The 20228-nt window shown below is 69.8% G+C and carries 16 protein-coding genes; 10 read left to right on the forward strand and 6 right to left on the reverse strand.

What is annotated here, in order from left to right:
* Positions 1-42 precede the first annotated feature (42 nt).
* A complete protein-coding gene (locus tag ACFVM3_RS31010) occupies positions 43-750 on the forward strand; it encodes an LPXTG cell wall anchor domain-containing protein (RefSeq protein WP_378443482.1) in 708 nt (235 codons plus the stop codon).
* A gap of 44 nt (positions 751-794) precedes the next feature.
* On the opposite strand, the gene ACFVM3_RS31015 is transcribed toward ACFVM3_RS31010, so the two are convergent.
* Positions 795-3089 (reverse strand): hypothetical protein, encoded by a 2295-nt coding sequence (locus ACFVM3_RS31015; protein ID WP_378443496.1) that lies wholly within the window; start codon positions 3087-3089, stop codon positions 795-797.
* 92 nt (positions 3090-3181) lie between these two features.
* Between ACFVM3_RS31015 and ahcY the strand changes: the two genes are divergently transcribed.
* Positions 3182-4654, forward strand: coding sequence for an adenosylhomocysteinase (gene ahcY, locus ACFVM3_RS31020; RefSeq protein WP_378443483.1), 1473 nt, complete (start codon positions 3182-3184; stop codon positions 4652-4654).
* A 63-nt stretch (positions 4655-4717) separates the two neighbouring features.
* Here ahcY and ACFVM3_RS31025 read toward each other — a convergent pair whose 3' ends face one another.
* Complete coding sequence (locus tag ACFVM3_RS31025; protein WP_378443484.1) at positions 4718-5752, reverse strand: hypothetical protein; 1035 nt, start codon at positions 5750-5752, stop codon at positions 4718-4720.
* 250 nt (positions 5753-6002) lie between these two features.
* On the opposite strand from ACFVM3_RS31025, the gene ACFVM3_RS31030 reads away from it, so the two are divergent.
* From ACFVM3_RS31030 to ACFVM3_RS31040, 3 genes are all read left to right on the forward strand, one after another.
* On the forward strand, positions 6003-6572 hold the full coding sequence (locus ACFVM3_RS31030) for a papain-like cysteine protease family protein (protein WP_378443497.1): 570 nt from the start codon (positions 6003-6005) through the stop codon (positions 6570-6572).
* On the forward strand, positions 6569-7336 hold the full coding sequence (locus ACFVM3_RS31035; RefSeq protein WP_378443485.1) for a hypothetical protein: 768 nt from the start codon (positions 6569-6571) through the stop codon (positions 7334-7336). The genes ACFVM3_RS31030 and ACFVM3_RS31035 overlap by 4 nt, the downstream gene beginning before the upstream one ends.
* Positions 7337-7586: 250 nt before the next feature.
* Positions 7587-8219 (forward strand): dTMP kinase, encoded by a 633-nt coding sequence (locus ACFVM3_RS31040; RefSeq protein WP_378443498.1) that lies wholly within the window; start codon positions 7587-7589, stop codon positions 8217-8219.
* A 222-nt stretch (positions 8220-8441) separates the two neighbouring features.
* Here the strand turns inward: ACFVM3_RS31040 and ACFVM3_RS31045 are convergent, their stop codons facing one another.
* The 4 genes from ACFVM3_RS31045 to ACFVM3_RS31060 form a co-directional block, all read right to left on the reverse strand.
* Entirely contained in the window at positions 8442-9545 is a 1104-nt protein-coding gene (locus ACFVM3_RS31045; protein WP_378443486.1) for an aromatic ring-hydroxylating dioxygenase subunit alpha, read from the reverse strand.
* Positions 9542-10687 (reverse strand): N-methyl-L-tryptophan oxidase, encoded by a 1146-nt coding sequence (gene solA / locus ACFVM3_RS31050; RefSeq protein ID WP_378443487.1) that lies wholly within the window; start codon positions 10685-10687, stop codon positions 9542-9544. The genes ACFVM3_RS31045 and solA overlap by 4 nt, the downstream gene beginning before the upstream one ends.
* Positions 10684-13122 (reverse strand): FAD-dependent oxidoreductase, encoded by a 2439-nt coding sequence (locus ACFVM3_RS31055; protein WP_378443488.1) that lies wholly within the window; start codon positions 13120-13122, stop codon positions 10684-10686. The genes solA and ACFVM3_RS31055 overlap by 4 nt, the downstream gene beginning before the upstream one ends.
* Positions 13123-13377: 255 nt before the next feature.
* Entirely contained in the window at positions 13378-14163 is a 786-nt protein-coding gene (locus ACFVM3_RS31060) for an IclR family transcriptional regulator (protein ID WP_378443489.1), read from the reverse strand.
* Between the two features lie 153 nt (positions 14164-14316).
* On the opposite strand from ACFVM3_RS31060, the gene ACFVM3_RS31065 reads away from it, so the two are divergent.
* From ACFVM3_RS31065 to ACFVM3_RS31085, 5 genes are all read left to right on the forward strand, one after another.
* Positions 14317-14634, forward strand: a complete 318-nt coding sequence (locus ACFVM3_RS31065) for a bifunctional 3-phenylpropionate/cinnamic acid dioxygenase ferredoxin subunit (protein WP_378443490.1) — start codon at positions 14317-14319, stop codon at positions 14632-14634.
* The gene (locus ACFVM3_RS31070) at positions 14631-15842 is read left to right on the forward strand and encodes an NAD(P)/FAD-dependent oxidoreductase (protein ID WP_378443491.1); all 1212 of its coding nucleotides are present in this window, start codon (positions 14631-14633) and stop codon (positions 15840-15842) included. The genes ACFVM3_RS31065 and ACFVM3_RS31070 overlap by 4 nt, the downstream gene beginning before the upstream one ends.
* 211 nt (positions 15843-16053) lie before the next feature.
* Positions 16054-16731: an MtrAB system response regulator MtrA gene (mtrA, locus tag ACFVM3_RS31075; RefSeq protein ID WP_005150760.1), complete on the forward strand. Its 678-nt coding sequence runs from the start codon at positions 16054-16056 to the stop codon at positions 16729-16731.
* A gap of 7 nt (positions 16732-16738) precedes the next feature.
* Positions 16739-18454, forward strand: coding sequence for an MtrAB system histidine kinase MtrB (gene mtrB, locus ACFVM3_RS31080; RefSeq protein WP_378443492.1), 1716 nt, complete (start codon positions 16739-16741; stop codon positions 18452-18454).
* Positions 18451-20178, forward strand: a complete 1728-nt coding sequence (locus ACFVM3_RS31085) for an LpqB family beta-propeller domain-containing protein (RefSeq protein ID WP_378443493.1) — start codon at positions 18451-18453, stop codon at positions 20176-20178. The genes mtrB and ACFVM3_RS31085 overlap by 4 nt, the downstream gene beginning before the upstream one ends.
* Positions 20179-20228 lie beyond the last annotated feature (50 nt).

Consider the following 20228-nt stretch of genomic DNA (forward strand, 5'->3'; position numbering starts at 1 on the left):
GCTTCGCTCGTTTGTCCCCCGATCGGTACAGGAGAGCTCCGAATGCAGATCAAGCCCAGACGACGTGTCCGTTCCGCCGTCACCGTCGTCGCCCTCGCCACCGCCGCCCTGCTGGGCACCGCGGGCACCGCGCTCGCGACCCGCAGCGACGACCGCGCGACCCAGGTCGTGGGCAGCAACGCCACCACTTGCGAGGGGGCCAAGGTGCCGGGCAAGCTCCTGCCCACCTCGGACCTGACCGTCACCGGTGGCAACGGGGACCTGTACCTCGACATCACCGCGGTCGCCAAGGGCGTCACCGTCACGGCGATCGTGGTCAAGGGCGGCCACGGCTACAACGTCTACGTGCCGGGGGAGAAGGGGCTGCCCGAGAACCCGCCGTGGACGCAGCTGCGTTCGCCACTGAACAAGGGTGACCAGCAGGCGGCCATCAGCCACTGGTTCGTCTGCGGTGAGAAGAAGACGCCGACGTCCGAGCCGACGAAGCCGGGCGAGCCGACGAAGACCACCACGGCCAAGCCGCCGACGTCGGCCCCGGCCACCACGGACAAGCCGTCCCAGACGTCGGAAGCCCCCAGCAGCAGCACCACCGCTCCGGCCCCCGCGGTCGACGGCAACGGTGGCAACGGCGGCGGCCTCGCGGACACCGGTTTCGACAACGCCTGGCTGCTGTGGGCCGGTGGCCTGCTGGTCCTGGCCGGTGCCGGCGTTCTCGTCCTGCTGCGCGTGCGTCGCGGCAAGGCCAACTGAAGCTAGCTGACACCTGAAGGCCCTCTTCCTCGCGAAGGGGGCCTTCAGCGCATCTGCGGGAAGTCCCCGAAGAGGGATCCCTGCTCGCCCCAAGTGTTCTTCGGGCGGGGCCTGCCGAGGCCGGCCGCCATCGCGACGGCGTTGTCCCATTCGGCGTCGACGACGTAGTCCGTGTGCTTGAGGACGCCGGGCGCCCAGCGGTGTCGTCCGGTCGGCCCGCGCATCGGGTCGGGCAGCCAGTGGTCGCCGCCGAGCACCAGGACGCCCTGCTCGTCGGCCTCGGCGGCCAGCGGCCCGGTCCCGCCGCCGGGCAGGTAGCCGTCGCCCAGCAGTTTCCCGGCCACCACGCGATGCCGCCACGTCGTGACGCCGCCGCCGAAGATGTCCGTACCGCGGCACAGCGCGCGCCAGCGGCCGTCGAGGCCTTCGAAAAGTCCGGCCAGCTGCGCCTGCGGCAGCATCGCGGGGAACGCGCGCTGGTAACCCCATTGCAGCGGTGACCCGGCGGTCAGCAGGCCGACCCGGTCGCGGTCCTCCGGCGGGAGATCGGCGATCACGCGGGCCGCGGCGAGCACGGTCAGCAGGCTGCCGAGGTTGTATCCGGAGAGCACGACCCGGGTGCCCGGATCGGCCAGATGTTCCTTGACCCGGTCCGCGAGTTCCGGGACGACCTTGAGCGCGTAACTCGGCGGAACGGTCGGATGGGCGGCACGCGGCCAAAAGCACACGAGATCCGCCAGCGCGCCGAGGTGACGGCTGCGCTTGGGGGTCGTCGCGGCGGCGAACACGACGCGCAGCAGCCCCGCAGCCATCGCACCGAGCGCGAACACGCCGATCGCGGAGAGATGCTTGAACCAGCCCGGCAGCGGGCCGAAACCGAAGCGCAGCACCAGGAGCGCCCCGCCGCCGGCCGCCATCGCCAGCGCCACCGTGAGCGCGAGATGGTGCAGATGCTTGCGTTCCCACGAAGCACGGGCCCAGGCGGTCGCGGCTTCCTCTTCCTGTGCCTTGTCGATCTCCATCAGCGCGACGATCTTCGGGATACCGCGGCGCAGCCGTCGCAACGGGACGGCGACCGCGAAGCCCAGCACACCGAGCACGACGGCCAGCGCGAGACCGGCGCCCCACAGCACGGTCACGAGCGCGTAGGTATCGGGCAGCCGGAGTTCGCTCGCGCCGACCAGTTGCCGCAGCGCGACCGCGAGCCCCGCGCCGAAGCCGCCGCCGAGCAGACCGGCCAGCGCGACGACCGGCGCCGCCGCCCAGCCGCCGAGCCACGGCCGCAGCCGGTGCGGCAGGTGTTTCCACGTCGGCCGTCCGAGCAGGGCCGCCGGGACGAGGATCAGCGCGAACAGCACGGTCACCGCGACCATCGCCGCCCCCAGCGCCTCGACCGTCCCGTCCGCTCCGCCGAGCCCGCCACCGGCCAGCCCCGCGGGCAGCGGCGTCCGGCGCACCACGGCGATGCCGACCAGGACGACGGCGATCCCGATCAGCCCGCCCCGGATCACCGGCCCGGCCGAGAAACCGACCGTCGAGGCCACCAGCGTCGCGAGGACGAGCGCCAGCGCGCAGATCCAGACGATCAGGTCGAACGTCGCGGACGGCAGCCGGAACGGCCCGCCGAGCAACGGAAGCGCGACGCAGGTCAGGGCGGCGACGGTGTGGAGGGTGCGCAGGCCGGGTGTCCTCGGCAGGTCCTGCGGTTGCAGCGGGCTCGAACTGGGCACGCGGTGCAGCCTGTTCCGCGATCGCCAGTCCGACGACGGGATCCGGTCGAGCACGACGATCAGCGCGAGCAGCGGCAGGACCCCGATCGCCGTCCGCAGCGGCGCGAAATCCCGCAGGAACGACGGCGCCCCTTCGAGACAGGTCGAACCGGGCGCGAGGCACTGGGCGGCGAAGAGATCGAGCGAGACCACGGCGAGCTGGCTGATCAGCAACATCGTCAGCAGCAGCGATGCCACCCGCAGCAGGCCTCGGCACACCGAGCCGAGCAGCGCCGCGAACCGTTTGCCCTCCGGGACCGGCGGCAGCATCCAGTGCGCGACGTTCGCCAGCGAGAACGGGAACAACAGCGCCCAGGTCGCCTTCGCCGCGCCTCCGGAGGTCATCCCGCTCCACAGGTAGCCTTCGAGGATGCGCGGGATCGAACGGCCGAGCGCGGGCAGTACCGGACCGGGAGCGGGACGGCGCAGCCGGTCCGACGGCCGGATCAGCCTGCCGATCCCATCGCCCGCGACGTCGACCACCGACGTCGAATCCAGCAGGCTTTCACCGCTCGTGCCCACTAGCCCGGGTACGCGTATTTCGACGACGCGGGTATCGGGACCCGGCATGACCACGGTGAAGGCCTCCAAACCGTTCCAGTGGGCTTTGAGCCGACAACGGTACTGTTCCGATGTCATCCAACCTTGGAGGAAGCGCGCATATGACCCCCGAAAGCGTTGCCAAGCGGCACGACACCCGCAACGGCATCGAGTTCGCCGTCGCCGATCTCGAGGCCGCCGAGTTCGGCCGCAAGGAGATCCGCCTCGCCGAGCACGAGATGCCGGGCCTGATGGCGTTGCGCCGCGAGTACGCCGAGGTCTATCCCCTGCGGGGAGCCCGGGTTTCGGGCTCGCTGCACATGACCGTACAGACCGCGGTCCTGATCGAGACCCTCGTCGCGCTGGGGGCGGAGGTGCGCTGGGCCTCCTGCAACATCTTCTCCACCCAGGACCACGCCGCCGCGGCGGTCGTCGTCGGCCCGCACGGCACCCCCGCGGAGCCCAAGGGCGTCCCGGTGTTCGCCTGGAAGGGCGAGTCGCTGGAGGAGTACTGGTGGTGCACCGAGCGCATGCTCACGTGGGACGGCGAGGGTCCCAACATGATCCTCGACGACGGCGGCGACGCCACCATGCTGGTGCACAAGGGAACCGAGTTCGAGAAGGCCGGTGTCGTCCCCGCGCCGGACGAGGACACCTCGGACGAGTTCCGCGTGTTCCTGCAGCTGCTGAGCGCCTCGGTCGCGGCCGACACCGGCAAGTGGACCAAGATCGGCGAAGGCATCCGCGGGGTCACCGAGGAGACCACCACCGGCGTGCTGCGGCTCTACCAGCTCGCCGCGGCCGGTGAGCTGCTGTTCCCGGCGATCAACGTGAACGACGCGGTGACCAAGTCGAAGTTCGACAACCGCTACGGCATCCGGCATTCGCTGATCGACGGCATCAACCGCGGCACCGACGTCCTCATCGGCGGCAAGGTCGCGGTCGTCTGCGGTTACGGCGACGTCGGCAAGGGCGCCGCGGAATCGCTGCGCGGCCAGGGCGCGCGGGTGATCGTCACCGAGATCGACCCGATCTGCGCGCTGCAGGCGGCGATGGACGGTTACCAGGTCAAGAAGCTGGAGAACGTCCTCGGCGAGGCCGACATGATCATCACGACGACCGGCAACAAGGACGTCGTGCTCGTCGAGCACATGGCGAAGATGAAGCACCAGGCGATCCTGGGCAACATCGGCCACTTCGACAACGAGCTCGACATGGCGGGCCTGCAGCGCTACCCGGGCATCCGGCGCATCAACATCAAGCCGCAGGTCGACGAGTGGGTGTTCCCCGACGGCAAGAGCATCATCGTGCTGTCCGAGGGCCGCCTGCTGAACCTGGGCAACGCGACCGGGCATCCGTCGTTCGTGATGTCGAACAGCTTCTCCAACCAGGTGATCGCGCAGATCGAGCTGTTCACCAAGCACGAGGAGTACGACAAGGAGGTCTTCCGCCTCCCGAAGAAGCTCGACGAGAAGGTCGCGAAGATCCACCTCGACGCGCTCGGCGGTGAGCTCACGAAGCTGACCAAGGAGCAGGCCGAGTACATCGACGTGGACGTCGAAGGTCCGTTCAAGACCGACCACTACCGGTACTGACGGCTGCTATGAACGGTCCGTTACTGGCAAATTTTGCCAGTAACGGACCGTTCATGGCACGCGCTAGCGCCACTCGACCTCGATGCCGGCCAGCCCCGGCCCGGCGTCGCTGAAGAAACCGCTGGTCACGCCGCCCATGTCGAGGGGCAGCTCCTCGGACTCGACGGGCACGGCGTCGTCGCGCGTCCGGAACTGCCGGGTGCAGCGGGCGGGCAGCGCGCCGAGCGCGAACTTCAGCTGCACCAGGTAGCTCGAGCACTGGTCGCGCAGCATCCGGAAGTAGCCGGGCGACGCGGTGCCGGAGTCGTCGCGGACCTCGAAGCAGAACACGTGGATCTCGCCCTCGGCGAGCTTGCGGTCGAAGAGCAGCTCGGTGGCCATCGTCTCGGCGCCGGCGTTGCGCCGGATCCGGCCGACGCGGCATCCCTCGGCGGTGATCAGCTCGACGTCGCCGATGTTGCAGCCAGGGTCGCCGTTGTAGACGGTGACGTACCGGTCCGGGCCGTGCCGCCGGGCCCGGCACACCAGCCGGGTCTGGAGGCCGACCTGCCGGTGCGCGGCGTCGAAGGTGATCGTGTCGTGCACCGCGAGCATCTCGAGGTCGGCGTTGTAGCGGTTGGACGACGGGTACGCGCCCAGTTCGGCCAGCAGCTGGTCGACGATCGAGCCCATGTCGCCGGACCGGATGTCGTGGAACGACGCGGCCATCTGGTGTCCGCGCGCCCGCGCCGTCCGCGGCCCGATCAGCACGACGAGCGCGTCCGGGGGCAGTTGCAGCACCGATTCCAGCGCGCGCACCGCGGGGATCGCCTTGGGCACCTCCGGCTGCCGCAATCCGCGCTGCCAGTAGCTCAACGTCGACTGTCCGATTTGGACGCCGCGGAGCCCGAGGTGGGCGCGGAGCCGGGCGAGGGACAGGCCGCGGTAGGCGATCGCCTGCCGGAGGGCGTGGTGGAATTCGCCGCTCCGGAGGGCCTCGACGAGTTCTTTGGGCAAGGCTTCGAGCGGCTGACGGCGCGTGCCGTCGATGATCGTCGGGGTGTCATCGTTCGCGGCATGCGTTCCCGCCGAGAACGTATCGGCACCGTCTCGTGTCACCGCTCGTCCCTTCACCAGACCAGTGTGTGCGCTGAGCGTGAACACCGCGGAACGTTCACGTTAGCAGCGCACTGTGAACACTACGTCCCCCGTTCGGGGTGGTTGACCCCGGAAGAGTGACCGTTCCGGGGTGTGGAAACGCCCCGGAACGGTCCGTTCCGCCGAGTGCCCATCTTGCTCTGTGTGAGCCTGCTGTTCACCGTTGTGACCACATTGGTTCGCCATGGTGACCAGGAGGCCCGTCGTGCCTGTGTTCTCGAGGAGGTTTTGCGCCGCCGGCGCCGCGAGTCTCGTGGCGTGGCTGGCGATCCAGACCCCGGCGAGCGCGCTGCCCTCGCCGTCTTCCCGCCAGAACCCCATCGCCATGCAGGCGCAGGAGAAGTCCCAGTGGTGCTGGGTGGCTTCCGGCAACACCATCGCGGCACACCACGGTGTGACCGTCACTCAGAACGAATTCTGCCGGATCGCCCACGACGAGCGCCGCCGGGAGTGCGCCGACAAGCCGGGAACGCTGGGCGACGTCCGGCGCGCCTTCGGCAAGCTCGGCTTCGCAGCCCCGGGGAACTACCTGAAGGGCCGCATCCCCTACGCCGCCGTCCAAGCGCAGACCGGTGACGGCAAGCCGGTCCAGACGCGGGTCGGCTGGGCCGCGGGCGGCGGCCACATGCACGTCCTCTACGGCCACGACGCCGGCCGGAAGTGGGTCTCGTGGGGGGATCCACTGCCCACCGGCAACCGCTACAACTGGTCGACCTACGACTTCTACTCGGCGAACAAATCCTTCACCTGGACCCACACGCTCACCGGGATCCGGCGATGAGCGCGCGGAAGCTGCTCGGGCTCGCCGGGCTGGTCGCGGTCGCACTGCTGGTCTCGGCCCCCGGAGCGCGCGCGGATCACCTGTCCGGTGAAGATCTCGCGGCCGCGAAGGCGGCTGCCGACGACCCCACGCTGCGTGCCGAGATCGGTCGCTTCTTCACACAGACGGGTGGTTCGGGCCATCCGCCGTCGGTGAGTGTCGTCGACGAATCCTTCCCGGTTTACGAGCTTTCGAGGGATTTCGTCGCCGGTGACGGCGCGGTCGCCGGGCGGCTCGCCTACGTCGCGGTGCCGGTGACGGCGTCCGACGGGCGGACCGCGACCGTCTGGTCGGTCCGCGGGGACGACGGCGTCTGGCGCGTCGGCAACATCGCGTCGGGTGACCGGGAAAGCGAACTGGCCAGGAGACTGCCCGCCGGCGCGACACTCCTCCACGAACCCCAGGTCGACGCCTGGTACGCGCTGCGCGACGGGCGGGTGACCCTGCTCGACTCGGGTGTCAGCGGCTACGCGAGCGGCGCTTCGGTCACCCTCGCGGAGTACCAGAAGACCGTCTCCGGCCGGTACGGCGCCATGCTCGCGAACTCGCCGTACGCGCAGGAGGGCAAGGCCGGTGGCTACAACGCCCAGGTGATGCCCCGTGGTGACGGCGGCCCCGCGCCCGACGCGCAGGACACCGGCTTCGTGCCGCTGCTGATCTTCGGCGGCTTGCTCCTCATCGGTGTCGCCGGCTTCTTCCTGCACTCGAAGAAGCGCGTCCCCTAGCGGACCGGTGGGCCGGACGTGAGCTGACCCCGTCTGGCCCGCCGGTCAACCACGGCGATTTGTCCATCCATGCCCCCGCCGCCACCCTCAAGCGAACCGCTGCGCGGTGCTCGCCATTCCATCCATGCCCCCGCCACCACCCTCAAGCGAACCGCTGCGCGGTGCTCGCCATTCCATCCATGCCCCCGCCACCACCCTCAAGCGAACCGCTGCGCGGTGCTCGCCATATTCTGAGCCCGTGGGACGACTCGTGGTGATCGAAGGTCTGGACGGCGCGGGCAAGCGCACCCTCGCCGACGCGCTGACCGGCGCGTTGAACGCGGCCGGGGCGAGCGTCACGTCCATCGCGTTCCCGCGGTACGGCGAGAGCGTGCACGCCGACCTCGTGAAGGAAGCGCTGCACCGCGGCCACGGCGACCTCGCCGACTCCGTCTACGGCATGGCGATGCTCTACGCGCTCGACCGGCGGGGCGCGGCCGACGAGATCCGCGCCCGGCTCGGCGACCACGACGTCGTGCTGCTCGACCGGTACGTCGCGTCGAACGCGGCGTACGGCGCGGCCCGGCTCCATCAGGGCGCGGACGGCGAGTTCGTGCGCTGGCTCAAGGAACTGGAGATCGACCGGTTCGGCCTGCCGGTGCCCGTCGCGCATCTGCTGCTCCGGGTCGCCGCCGACGTCGCCGCCGACCGCGCGCAGCGCCGCGCGGAGAGCGACGCCGACCGCGCGCGGGATTCCTTCGAGACCGACGACGCGCTCCAGAAGCGGTGCTCGGTGGTCTACGACGAGCTCGCCGCGACGGGCTGGCTCGCGCCCTGGCACATCCTCGACGGCGTCGCCGGCGTCGACACCTCGGCTCTCGCCACCTCCCTCCTCCGCGGTTAGTCCTCTGTCCTGCAAGTCCTGTTCGCGGGAGGGCCGGCGGTGGGCTGAAGGCTCCCTTCGCCGCGTGTGATGCAGTGAAAGGAGCTTTCGCCTCCGGTCGTCGGGGGCCTGACTGGCGTTTCGGGTCAAAACCCGAAACGCCACTCACGACCCGGCACGCGCGGACTTACCTGACACCGTTTAGTCCTCTGAATGTGGTCCTTGCGCGCGCAACTACCGCGTTCAGTCCTCTAAACGCGTGAGTAGCCAGGTGTGGAACTCGCCGATGTGGTGCTCGGACGGCATCAGCACCCCGCCGCCGCGGTAGGCGCGGGACGCCATCGCGGGCTGGCAGCGTTCGCAGGCGTCGAAGTCCTGCTCGTTGACGCGGTGGAACAACTCCACCGACCGTGACACGTCCCGCCCCGACGCCACGACCTCCCCGGAGTAGAGCCAGTCGCATTCGACGACCGTCCGGCCCGGCGCGAGCGGGTACATCCGGTGGAAGATCACGTGGTCCGGCACCAGGTTCACGAACACCTGCGGCCGGATGGTGATCGCGTAGTACCGCCTGTCCTGTTCGGTCGCGACACCGTCGAGCCGGCCGAAGCCCGTCGTGCCGTCGATGGTGAAGCCGTCCACCGCCTCGCCGAATTCGGCGCCGTGCCCGACGTAGTACTGCGCCGCGTACCCGTCGGCGAACTCCGGCAGCACCTCGGTCAGCTCCGGGTGGATGGTCGCGCAGTGGTAGCACTCCATGAAGTTCTCGACGATCAGTTTCCAGTTCGCCTTGACGTCGTAGGTGATCCGGCGCCCGACCGAGAGCCGGTCGAGGCCGTAGCGCTCGATCGATTCCAGGTCGCCCAGCCGTTCCCGCACCGCGCCTTCGACGTCGGCTTCGAACGACGGCGGATCCGCGGCGAGGCAGACCCACGCGTATCCCAGCCATTCGCGCAGGCTCACGGTGTGCAGCCCGTACGCGGACCGGTCGATGTCGGGAAGGTTCGCCAGATTCGGCGCCGCGATCAGCCTGCCGTCGAGCCCGTACGTCCACGCGTGGTACGGACACTGGAACGCGCGTTTCACCGTGCCAGACTCCTCGGTGCACAGCCGGGCCCCGCGATGGCGGCAGACGTTGAGGAACGCCCGCAGCCCGCCGTCCCGGCCGCGGCTGACGAGCACGCTCTCCCGGCCGACCTGGACGGTCCGGAAGTCGCCCGCCGACGGCAGATCCGCCGCCCGGACCGCGCAGAACCACTGGCGTTCGAAGATCTTTTCCTGCTCGGCCGCGAAGATCGCGGGGTCGGTGTAGTAGTCGCCGCCCAGCGTCGGGATGAGGCTCGTCATCTCGGCACTCCGGCGAACCGGGCGGGATCGAACAGGGCGACCGGATGCCCGGTCGTACCGTCCACGACCAGGTCGGCGAGGATCTCGCCGACCACCGGGACGAACTTGAAGCCGTGCCCGGAGAACCCGCAGGCGACCACCACGCGTTCGTGCGCGGGATGGCGGGAGATGACGAAATGCTCGTCGGGCGTGTTCGTGTACATGCAGGTCGCCCCGCGCAGGAACGTGCCGGGCAGCGACGGCATCTTCCGGCCGACGAACTCCGCGATCTCGCCGGCCTCCTCGGGGTGCACCGTCCGGTCGATGGTCTCCGGCGTGCACGTCCGGCCGCCGCGGAAGAACGCGACCTTCACGCTTCCGGCGTCGTCGTGTGAGGGGAAACCGTAGAACTGGCGGCCGTTCTCGCCTTCCCAGACGTAGATCGGATGCCGCCCGGCGCGGAACGGCTCCGCCCCGCCCGACGGCGCGAACCAGTACTGGACCTGGCGTTCGACGGTGAAGCCGATGCCGAGTTCGGCGAGCAGTTCCGGCGCCCACGCGCCGGGGCAGATCACCAGCTGCTCCGCCGTGTAGAAGTTCTGCGACGTCCCCACCCGCACACCGGTGGACGTCTCCCGCCACGAAAGGACCTTCTCTTCGTGGTGCAGCTCCGCCCCGGCCCGCGCGGCGAGCTGGAGATGCGCGGCCACACTGCTTTCCGGCACCACGAACCCGGCGTTCTCCTCGTACAGTGCGATCTCGTGATCGTCCGGGTTCATCGTCGGGAACCGGCGCCGGATCTCCGCCGCGTCCAGCAGTTCGTGCGGCAGCTCCCATTTCCGGGCGCTGGCCAGGCTTCCCGACACCGTCCTGGAATCGGGGCCGCCGAGCATGATGCCGCCGCAGCGGGTGAAGATCCTCCGGCCGGAGTCGCGTTCGATCCCGTCCCACAGTTCGTGCGCCCGCAGCAGGAGCGGGACGTACGCGGGGTCCTCGAAGTACGCCTGCCGGGTGATCCGCGAGCCGCCGTGGCTGGACCCGAGGTTGTGCACCGGCGCGAAGCGGTCGATGCCCAGCACACGCCGACCTCGCCGGGCGAGCCGATACGCCGCGGCGCTGCCCATCCCGCCGAGGCCGATGACGATGACGTCGTAATGGCTCATGCGGCGCTCCTGATCCGGTTCATGCCGGGGTCGAACAGCGGTTCACTCGCGACGACGGCGGGGATCCGCTCGCCGAAGTACTCGATCTCCAGCGGCCTGCCGGGCTGGGTGAACTCGACCGGAAGCCAGGCGTACGCGATGTTCTTGCCGACGGTGTAGCCGTACGCGGCGCTCGTGACGTACCCGGCGGGACGCCCGTCGGCGAACACCGGCTCCTTGCCGAGTACGACCGAGTGCGGATCGTCGACGGTGAGACAGGTCAGTTTCCTGGTCACCGTTTCCTCCGAACGGCCGGCCAGCGCGTCCCGTCCGATGAAGTAGCCCTTGTCCATCCGCACGGCGAAGCCGAGCCCGGCCTCGTACGGGTCGTGCTCGGCGGTGACGTCCGTTCCCCACAGCCGGTAGCCCTTCTCCAGCCGCATGCTGGAGAAGGCGTCCCGGCCGGCGGCGATGATCCCGTGCGCCTGCCCGGCCTCCCAGAGCGTGTCCCACAACCGGCGGCCGAGGTCCGCGCTCGTGTACAGCTCCCAGCCGAGCTCGCCCACATAGGACAGTCGCATCGCCGTCACCGGCACCTGTCCGACGTACGCCTGTTTCGCCTTGAAGTAGCCCATCGCCTTGTGTGAGAAGTCCGTTGTGGACAGTGGTTGCAGTACCGCTCTGGCGAGCGGGCCCCAGAGCCCGATGCAGCAAGTGCCCGGGGTGGTCTCGTGGATCTGCGCGGCGCCGTCGCCGGGGAGATGCCGCCGCAGCCAGTCGATGTCGATCGGGCTGTTGAGCCCGACCTGGAACCGCTCGGCAGCGAGCCGGGCGACGGTCAGGTCGCTGCGCACCCCGCCGTCCTCGTCGAGCAACAGCGTGTAGGTGACCGAACCGGGCTTCTTGTCGAGCTGGTTCGTGGTCATCGTCTGGAGGAACGGCAACGCGCCGGGGCCGGTGACCTCCACCCGTTTCAGCGACGTCATGTCGAACATCGCGACCCGTTGCCGCGCGACCAGCGCTTCGGCGCCGCCGATCGGCGACCAGTACCGCGCGGCCCAGCCGGTGCGCTCCGGGACGAGACCGACCTCCGGGAGATCCGCGTTCGCCTCGTACCAGTGCGGACGTTCCCAGCCGCTCGCTTCGAGGAAGAACGCGCCGAGCTCCTGCTGCCTTTCGTGGAAGGGACTCGTGCGCAGCGGCCGCGGTTCTTCCATGGGCTGCAACGGATGGACGATGTCGTAGACCTCGGTGAAGCTCTGGCAGCTGCGCGCCATGACGTAATCCGGGGCGAGCTGCACCCGCTCGAACCGGGCGAGGTCGCACCCGTGCAGATCCACGCCGGGCTGGCCGTCGACGAGCCACCGCGCCATGGCGTGCGCGACTCCGGCCGAATGCGTGATCCACACGGCTTCGGCGACCCAGAAGCCGTCGAGGTCCGGATGCTCGCCCAGCAGCGGCATGCCGTCCGGGGTGAAGGAGAACAGGCCGTTGATGCCTTCCTCGACCTTGGTCTCGCCCAGTGACGGCAGCAGGCCGACGGCGGCGGCCCAGGACGGCTCGAAGTCCGCGGGGGTGAACGCGAGCTCCGACGGCATGCCCTCGCCGGTGCCGATCTCGTGGGGAGGCAAGGGCATCGGCCGGTGCCCGTACGCGCCGATGCCGATCCGGTCGACGTGCTCGCGGAAGTAGAGGTCGGCGTCCTGGTGCCGCAGGATCGGCCGGGTGGCCTCCTCGGTCACACCGGCGAGTGAAGGCAGCGGGCTGGTGCGCGCGTACTGATGCGCCATCGGGACCAGCGGGATCGCGAGGTCCACCAGTTCGCCGAGCAACGGCCCCCACATCCCGGCGCACGAGAGGACGACGTCCGCGCGGAAGCTCCCGGTCTCGGTCGTGACGCCGGTGACCCGGCCGCCCGACCGTTCGACGCCGACGACCTTCTGGCGCGCGAGGAACTTCGCGCCGCGCGCGATCGCGCGCCGTGCCTGCGCCTCGGCGGCGCGCAGGGGTTTGGCCAGGCCGTCGGAGGGGATGTGGAATCCGCCGAGCACCTTGGCCGGGTCGAGCAGCGGATGCAGGGCCGCGCATTCGTCCGGCTCGACGAGCCTGCTTTCGACGCCGGACGCGGTCGCCCAGCCGTGACGGCGCTTGAGGTCGGCGAGCCGTTCCGGCGTCGTGGCCACCTCCAGCCCGCCGACGGGCCGGAAACACGGGTGCCCGTCGAGGTCGAGCGCGCCGTACTTCGCGACGGTGTACGCCGCGAACCCGGTCATCGTGCGGCAGGAGTTGGTCTGGAAGACCAGACCGGGTGCGTGCGAACTCGACCCGCCGGTGGTGAACAGGTCGCCCTGGTCCAGCACGGTGAGGTCGGTCCAGCCACGTTCGGTGAGCTCGTCGGCGATGGCGCAGCCGACGACGCCGGCGCCGATCACGACGACGCGGGGTCCTGGGGGCATGGTGAGGGGTACCTCCTGCCTGCCCTGGAAGGTCCACAGAGGACACAAGGGCATCGGGGTGACAGGCGCTGTTGCGGATGAGGCACGTTGTTCCGTCTTCAGCAACAAAGTGCGGCACGTGCGGGCGCGCTGTCAAGAGCCCGAAGCGGTCGGCCTCTTCACGTGGCGCGCGCTATGAAAGGTCCTTTCCTGGCAAATTTCGCAAGGAAAGGACCTTTCATAGCGCGTGTGGAGGGTGTGACCGGGCGGGTCGCGTCACTCGGTGAAGTACCCCAGCTGCGCCGAAAGATCCGCCGACGCCTCGGTGAGCGGCCGGACGATCTGCCGTACCCGCTGTTTCGACAGCCGGTACGACGGGCCGGAAGCGCTCATCGCCGCGACGACGTCGCCGCCGGGGCCGTGCACCGGCACCGCGACCGCGTGCATCCCCAGCTCCAGCTCCTCGAAACAGGCCGCGTACCCGTCCTCGGCGACCCGCTCCAGCTCGGCGGCCAGCTCCTCCGGATCGACCGTGGTCCGCGGCGTGAACCGTTCGAGCTTCCGGCGGAGCAAACGTTTGCGCTCGGTGTCGCCCATGTACGCGAGCAGCACCTTTCCGCTGGACGTCGCGTGCAGGGGAGTGCGCTGCCCGGTCCAGTTCTGCGTGCTGATCGCGGCCGAGCCCCTGGCCTGGCTGACGTTGATCGCGACGCCGTCGTCGGCGATCGCGATGTTGACCGTCTCGCCGAGCGTCTCCGCCAGGCCCTGGCAGGTCCGCCTGCCGATCTTCGCCAGGTCCATCCGGCCGGTGGCGGCGCCGGCGAGCCGGACGACGCCGAAGCCGATCGCGTACTTCCCGCGTTCGCCGAGCTGCTCGACGAGACCGCGGTTCTCCAGGACGCTCAGCAGGCGCGACGCCGTCGACTTGTGCACGCCGAGCTCGCCCGCGATCTCGGTGATCCCGGTTTCCCCGTTACGCGCCAGCAGTTCCAGCACGCTGATCGCACGGTCGACGGACTGCACCTGACTGGGCGTTGCGTTCCCCGCGTCCTGGTTCCGCATGACGCAACAGTAGCCGTTTCGCCCGGATCCGCTCGGCTGAGTGGGCGAATCCCTTGACGTACCGGCCCCTCCGGGGTGATTGTTGCGCAGAGCACGTCCCGTCTCGTAATACGCAACATCAACAAACCGTCGGTCCTTTCCCCGGAGGCCCCGATGATCCGTGCCTGCTCCGTCGCCGAACTGCCCGAAGGCGAAGCCCTCCGCTTGCCGGGCCCTGTTCCCGTCTCGGTCTTCCATAGCGAGGGCGCCTATTACGCCCTCGACGACACTTGCAGCCATCAGGACGCGTCGCTCGCCGACGGCTGGATCGAGGGCTGCTACGTCGAATGCCCGCTGCACGCCGCGCGCTTCGACCTGCGGACCGGCGCCCCGGACTGCCTGCCTGCCAAGAACCCCGTGCGCACGTACCCGGTCGTGATCGCGGACGGCGTGATCTACGTGGACACCGAGGCGCGCCGGGAAGTGGCTTGAGGACGGTCGCCGTCGTCGGCACCTCCCTGGCCGGACTTCGCGCGGCACAGGAGTTGCGCGGGCGGGGTTTCGACGGGCGGCTGGTGATGATCGGCGCCGAACCGCCGTACGACCGGCCGCCGCTGTCGAAGGATTTCTTGCTGGGCAAGGTTTCCGCTGACGACGTCGCGCTCGCCGGGCAGGACGATCTCGACGCGCTGGCCGCCGAATGGCACCTCGGTGTCCGCGCCGAGAGGTTCGGCCGCGAAGGCGTGACGCTCGGCGACGGCACCACGATCGCCGCCGACGGCTACGTCATCGCGACCGGGGCGGTGGCCAGAACCCTCGACGCGGCAAGGAATCTGTCCGGAGTTCACACTTTGCGGACCCTCGACGACGCGGTCGCGCTGAAACGAGCTCTCGCGGCGGGGCCTTCTTCTGTCGTCGTCATCGGCGCGGGATTCATCGGCGCGGAGGTCGCGTCCGCGTGCCGCCTGCTCGGGCACGAAGTGACCGTGGTCGAGGCGATGCCCGTGCCGCTCGCCTCCGTCCTCGGCGCGCGGATGGGCGCGGTATGCGGGGAACTGCACGCCGAGAACGACGTCCGGCTGATCACGGGCGTCTCCGTCGCCGGGTTCGCCGGCGACCGTCGGGTCACCGGCGTGCGGCTCGCCGACGACCGCGAGCTCCCCGCCGATCTCGTCGTCGCCGGGGTGGGGTCGCGGCCGGCCACCGGATGGCTGACCGGCTCCGGGCTCGCCGTCGACGACGGGGTGCTGGTCGATTCCGGCTGTGTCACAGTGAATCCCCGAGTGATCGCGGTGGGTGACGTCGCGCGGTACCGCTGTCCGCTGCGCGGCGAGCGGGTCCGCGCCGAGCATTGGACGGCGGCCTCGGACCAGCCGGGCGTCGCGGTCGCGAACCTGCTCGCCGGCTCGACCGTCACGCATTTCGCACGACACGGTTACTTTTGGTCCGATCAGTACGGACGGCGGCTCCAATTCGCGGGAGTGGCCACGGAAGACGTGCGGATCGCCGAAGGTGACGTCGCTTCGAAGCGGTTCGTCGCGACCTATCACCGCGGCGACGTCCTGGCCGGTGTGTTCGCGATCGACTCCCCGAGGCCGTTCACCAGGCTTAGACGTGCGCTGAGTTCTTTCGGTGAACCCGCGTCCGTGATCGACGTCGACAGGGCGCTGTCCGGTAATCCCTGTCGCGGTGACGGGTAAGGCGCCCTGTCACCGCGACAGCGGGGCCTTCGGCCAGGGCGGGTTCACGCGTGTGATCGCTTTGGGAGGTGCGACTTCAGCTCCGCGACGTGCGCTCTAGAGCCCGAAGACCCTACTCGGATGGAGCAATTTGCCCGATTCGATGATCTTTCTGGTGGTCACATCGCCGGGTCGCGCGCTCGCGCGGGGAAACTAGTGCGAACATAGGTTTATGAAGGCACGTGTTCTGGTCGTCGACGACGACCCTGCTCTCGCGGAGATGCTCACCATCGTGCTGCGTGGGGAGGGGTTCGACACAGCCGTCGTGGCCGACGGCTCACGGGCGCTGCCCGCCCTTCGTGAGCTGAAACCGGATCTGGTCCTCCTCGACCTCATGCTGCCCGGGATGAACGGCATCGACGTCTGCAAGGCGATCCGGGCCGAGTCCGGCGTGCCGATCGTGATGCTCACCGCCAAGAGCGACACCGTGGACATCGTCCTCGGGCTCGAGTCGGGGGCCGACGACTACGTGGTCAAGCCCTTCAAACCGAAGGAGCTCGTGGCCCGCGTCCGCGCCAGGATGCGCCGCACCGAGGCCGAGCCCGCCGAGTCGCTGACGATCGGCGACCTCGCGATCGACGTCCCCGGCCACGAGGTGACGCGCGAGGGCAAGGCCATCCCGCTGACCCCGCTCGAGTTCGACCTGCTGGTCGCGCTCGCGCGTAAACCGCGTCAGGTGTTCACCCGCGAGGTGCTCCTCGAGCAGGTGTGGGGATATCGCCACGCCGCCGACACCCGGCTGGTGAACGTGCACGTCCAGCGGCTGCGTTCGAAGGTGGAGAAGGATCCGGAACACCCCGAGGTGGTGTTGACCGTTCGCGGTGTCGGGTACAAGGCCGGCCCGCCGTGATCACCCCATGAGCGGACGCTTTCGCAGGCTTGCCCAGACCACGATGCGCCACTTCCGGCGCATCGTGGTTTTCGTGCGCCGCAAGGCCGTCTCGTTCAACGAACTGTGGCGGCATTCGCTGCAGTTCCGGGTCACGGTGTCCACGCTGGCGCTGTCGTCGGCCGTGGTGTTCGTGCTGGGCATGGTGCTGCAGAACCAGATCACCGAACGGCTGCTGGAGACCAAGCAGAACGCGGCGATCGCGCAGACGAGGGCGGTCGTCGAGACCGCGGCCGGTGAACTGGTCGGCGTCGGCACCGAAAGCCCCGAAGCGCTGACCGCGCGGATGAAGAACGCGCTGAAGAAGATCACCAGCACGACGACTTCGCAGGACAGCGCCGGATCGGCCGCGGGCACCTTCGAGCCGGTGCTGGCCGCGGGCGGCCGCGACCAGTCGAACAAGCCGGTGTTCGCCGGTCCCTACGACCGGGTGCCGGAGCGGCTGCGCCAGTTCGTGGAGACCGAGCAGGTCAGCCACCTGATCCACACGGTCACCGAGGCCGACGGCGGCAAGACGACGTACCTGATCGTCGGCGCGCCGGTGAGCACGATGATCAACCCGCTCCAGCTCTACCTGCTGTACCCGCTCACCAGCGAGCAGAACACCGTCTCGACCGTGCAGAACACGCTGCTCGTCGGCGGTCTCGTGCTGCTGCTCCTGCTGGCCGGGATCACGAACCTGGTCACCAGGCAGGTGGTCCGGCCGGTCCGGCAGGCCGCCGCCGCGGCCGAACAGTTCGCGGGCGGGGACCTCGACCAGCGCCTCGCCGTGCTCGGCGAGGACGATCTGGCCAAACTCGCCGTGTCCTACAACGAGATGGCCGCGAGCATCCAGCGGCAGATCCGCCAGCTGGAGGAGTTCGGCGGCCTGCAGCGCCGGTTCACCTCCGACGTCTCCCACGAGCTGCGCACCCCGCTGACCACCGTCCGGATGGCCGCCGACGTGCTGCACGCGTCGCGCGAACAGTTCCCGGCCGGGCTCGCGCGCTCCACCGAACTGCTGGTCGACGAGCTCGACCGGTTCGAGGCCCTACTCGGCGACCTGCTGGAGATCAGCAGGCTCGACGCGGGTGTCGAAGAGCTTTCCGCCGAGCTGATCGACGTCCGGCCGATCGCGACCAGGGCCGTCGAGCAGGTCCGGGTGATCGCGGGCAACGCGGGCAGCTCGGTCGAACTGGTCCTGCCGGAAGAGGAGGCGCACGCCGAGGTCGACGCGCGCCGCGTCGAGCGGATCCTGCGCAACCTGCTGGCCAACGCGGTGGACCACAGTGAAGGGAACCCGGTGGTGCTGACCCTCGCGGTCAACGAGACCGCGGTCGCCATCACCGTGCGGGACCACGGTGTCGGCCTGCGGCCGGGCGAAGCCGAACTGGTGTTCAACCGGTTCTGGCGAGCCGACCCGTCCCGTAACCGCCGGACCGGCGGCACCGGGCTCGGCCTCGCGATCAGCCAGGAGGACGCCCGGTTGCACGGCGGCGTGCTCGACGCGTGGGGCGAGACCGGTCACGGCGCCTGTTTCCGGCTCGTGCTGCCGCGGCGACAGGACACTCCGATGGGGGAGAGCCCGCTGGTCCTGCCCCCGCCCGATCACACTCCGGTGGAGACGCACGGGTCGTCCGGGCTGCTCGAAGTCCGCCCCGCCCCCGACGCGATCCTCGCCGAGCCAGAGGAGGTCGGCCGGTGAAACGGCTCCTGCCCCTGCTCGCGGTGTTGCTGCTGCTCGCGGGCTGCGCGAACATCCCGCTCGAATCCCAGCCCGTCGTCGTCTCCGGGGACAAATCCGGGCAGGCGCCGGCGGACGTCGCCGAGCCCGCGGCCGGGATCGACCCGCTGACCGTCACCCGCCAGTTCATCCGCAACTCCGCGAAACCGGGCACGGCGAACGCCGACGCGCGGGTGTACCTCGACGAGGAGGCCCGGCGAAACTGGAAGCCCTCGCAGGGGCTGACGATCATCGACGACACCTTCGGCACCGTTTACGACACCGCGTCGTCTTCGGGGAATCCGGACGAGACCGTGGTGAACGTCCGCGGGTTCAAACTCGGCAACCTGGGCCCCGACAGCGCGTTCATCCCGGTGAAGGCGGAGTACTCGCAGCAGTTCAAACTGCGGAAGCAGCCGAACGGGCAGTGGCGGATCGTGGACCCGCCGCAGGAGCTGGCCGTCACCGACGAGGATTTCGCGACCAACTACTTCCGGGTGCCGATCAGCTTCTACTCGCCCGACTCCGGCGCCTTCGTCCCCGACCTCCGCTACGTAGCGGCGAAACCGCAGGCCGGATTGCCCGGCCGGGTGATGGACCTGGTGCTGCAGGGACCGTCCGAAGGGCTGAAGGGCGCGGTCAAGGACCTGCTCGGCGACCAGGTCATGACCGAAAGCAACGTACGCAGCACGGACGACGGGACGCTGGACATCAACCTGACGGGTCTCGGCGGGGCCAGTCCCGCGGACCGGAACCTGATCGCCGCGCAGATCGTCCTCTCGCTGCAGACGGTGACGCTGAGCCGGATCCGGCTGCTGGCCGACGGCACCGCGCTGGTGCCGGACCGCGAATACTGGCGTGCCAGCGAGCTGCCCAACTACAACGTGGACATCGCGCCCAACTCGGAACTGCTGGGACTGATGACCGTGAACGGGCGGGTCCGGTCGCTCGGCGACGGACAGCCGGTCGGCGGGCCCGCGGGCAACGGCGGGTACAAGGTGGTCAGCGCCGCGCAGTCCGTCGACGGGAAACGGCTCGCGGTGGTCGAAGAACGCGACGGCAGGCAGTGGCTCCGGGTGGGCGATCTCGGGCACGACCTCGCCTCGGTGGACCTGTTCGGCGGCAGCCTGAGCCGTCCCACCTGGCGGCCGGTCGCCCGCGGCGGCGGGGTCTCCGGCGAGGTCTGGACGGTCGTCGACCACAACACCGTCGCCAGGGTCACCCTGGCCGCGGACGGCCGCTGGGTGAAGGCCGGCGTCGACGCGACCATGCTCACCGGCCTCGGCCAGATCACCGAACTGCGCCTTTCGCGCGACGGATCGCGGCTGGCCGCCGTGGTCAACGGGCAGCTGGTGGTCGCCTCGATCGTGCGGACGGCGGACTCGGTGGCCCTGCGGGCACCGCGGAAACTGCAGGAACGCGACCTCAAGGACGTCGTTGACGTCGACTGGGCGACCCAGGACCACCTGATCGCCGCGACGTCGTCGACCTCGCTGCCGGTGGTGAAGGTGCCGCTGGACGGGCAGCGGATGGACGCGTTCAACAGCTCGAACCTCACCCCGCCGGTGCACGGCGTCACCGCGGCGCCGAGCAGGCAGAACCTGGTCGCGGACGCGGGCGGGCTGTGGGTCGCCTCCGAGCTGGGGGAAGTCTGGCGGCCGCACGCGCACACCGTCACCGCCGCGGACCCGTTCTACCCGGGCTGAGCGGTCGCTGAAGTACATGAAGGCCCCCTTCCTTGCGCTAGACGCAAGGA

The sequence above is a fragment of the Amycolatopsis sp. NPDC057786 genome (assembly GCF_042797905.1).
GTDB lineage: Bacteria > Actinomycetota > Actinomycetes > Mycobacteriales > Pseudonocardiaceae > Amycolatopsis.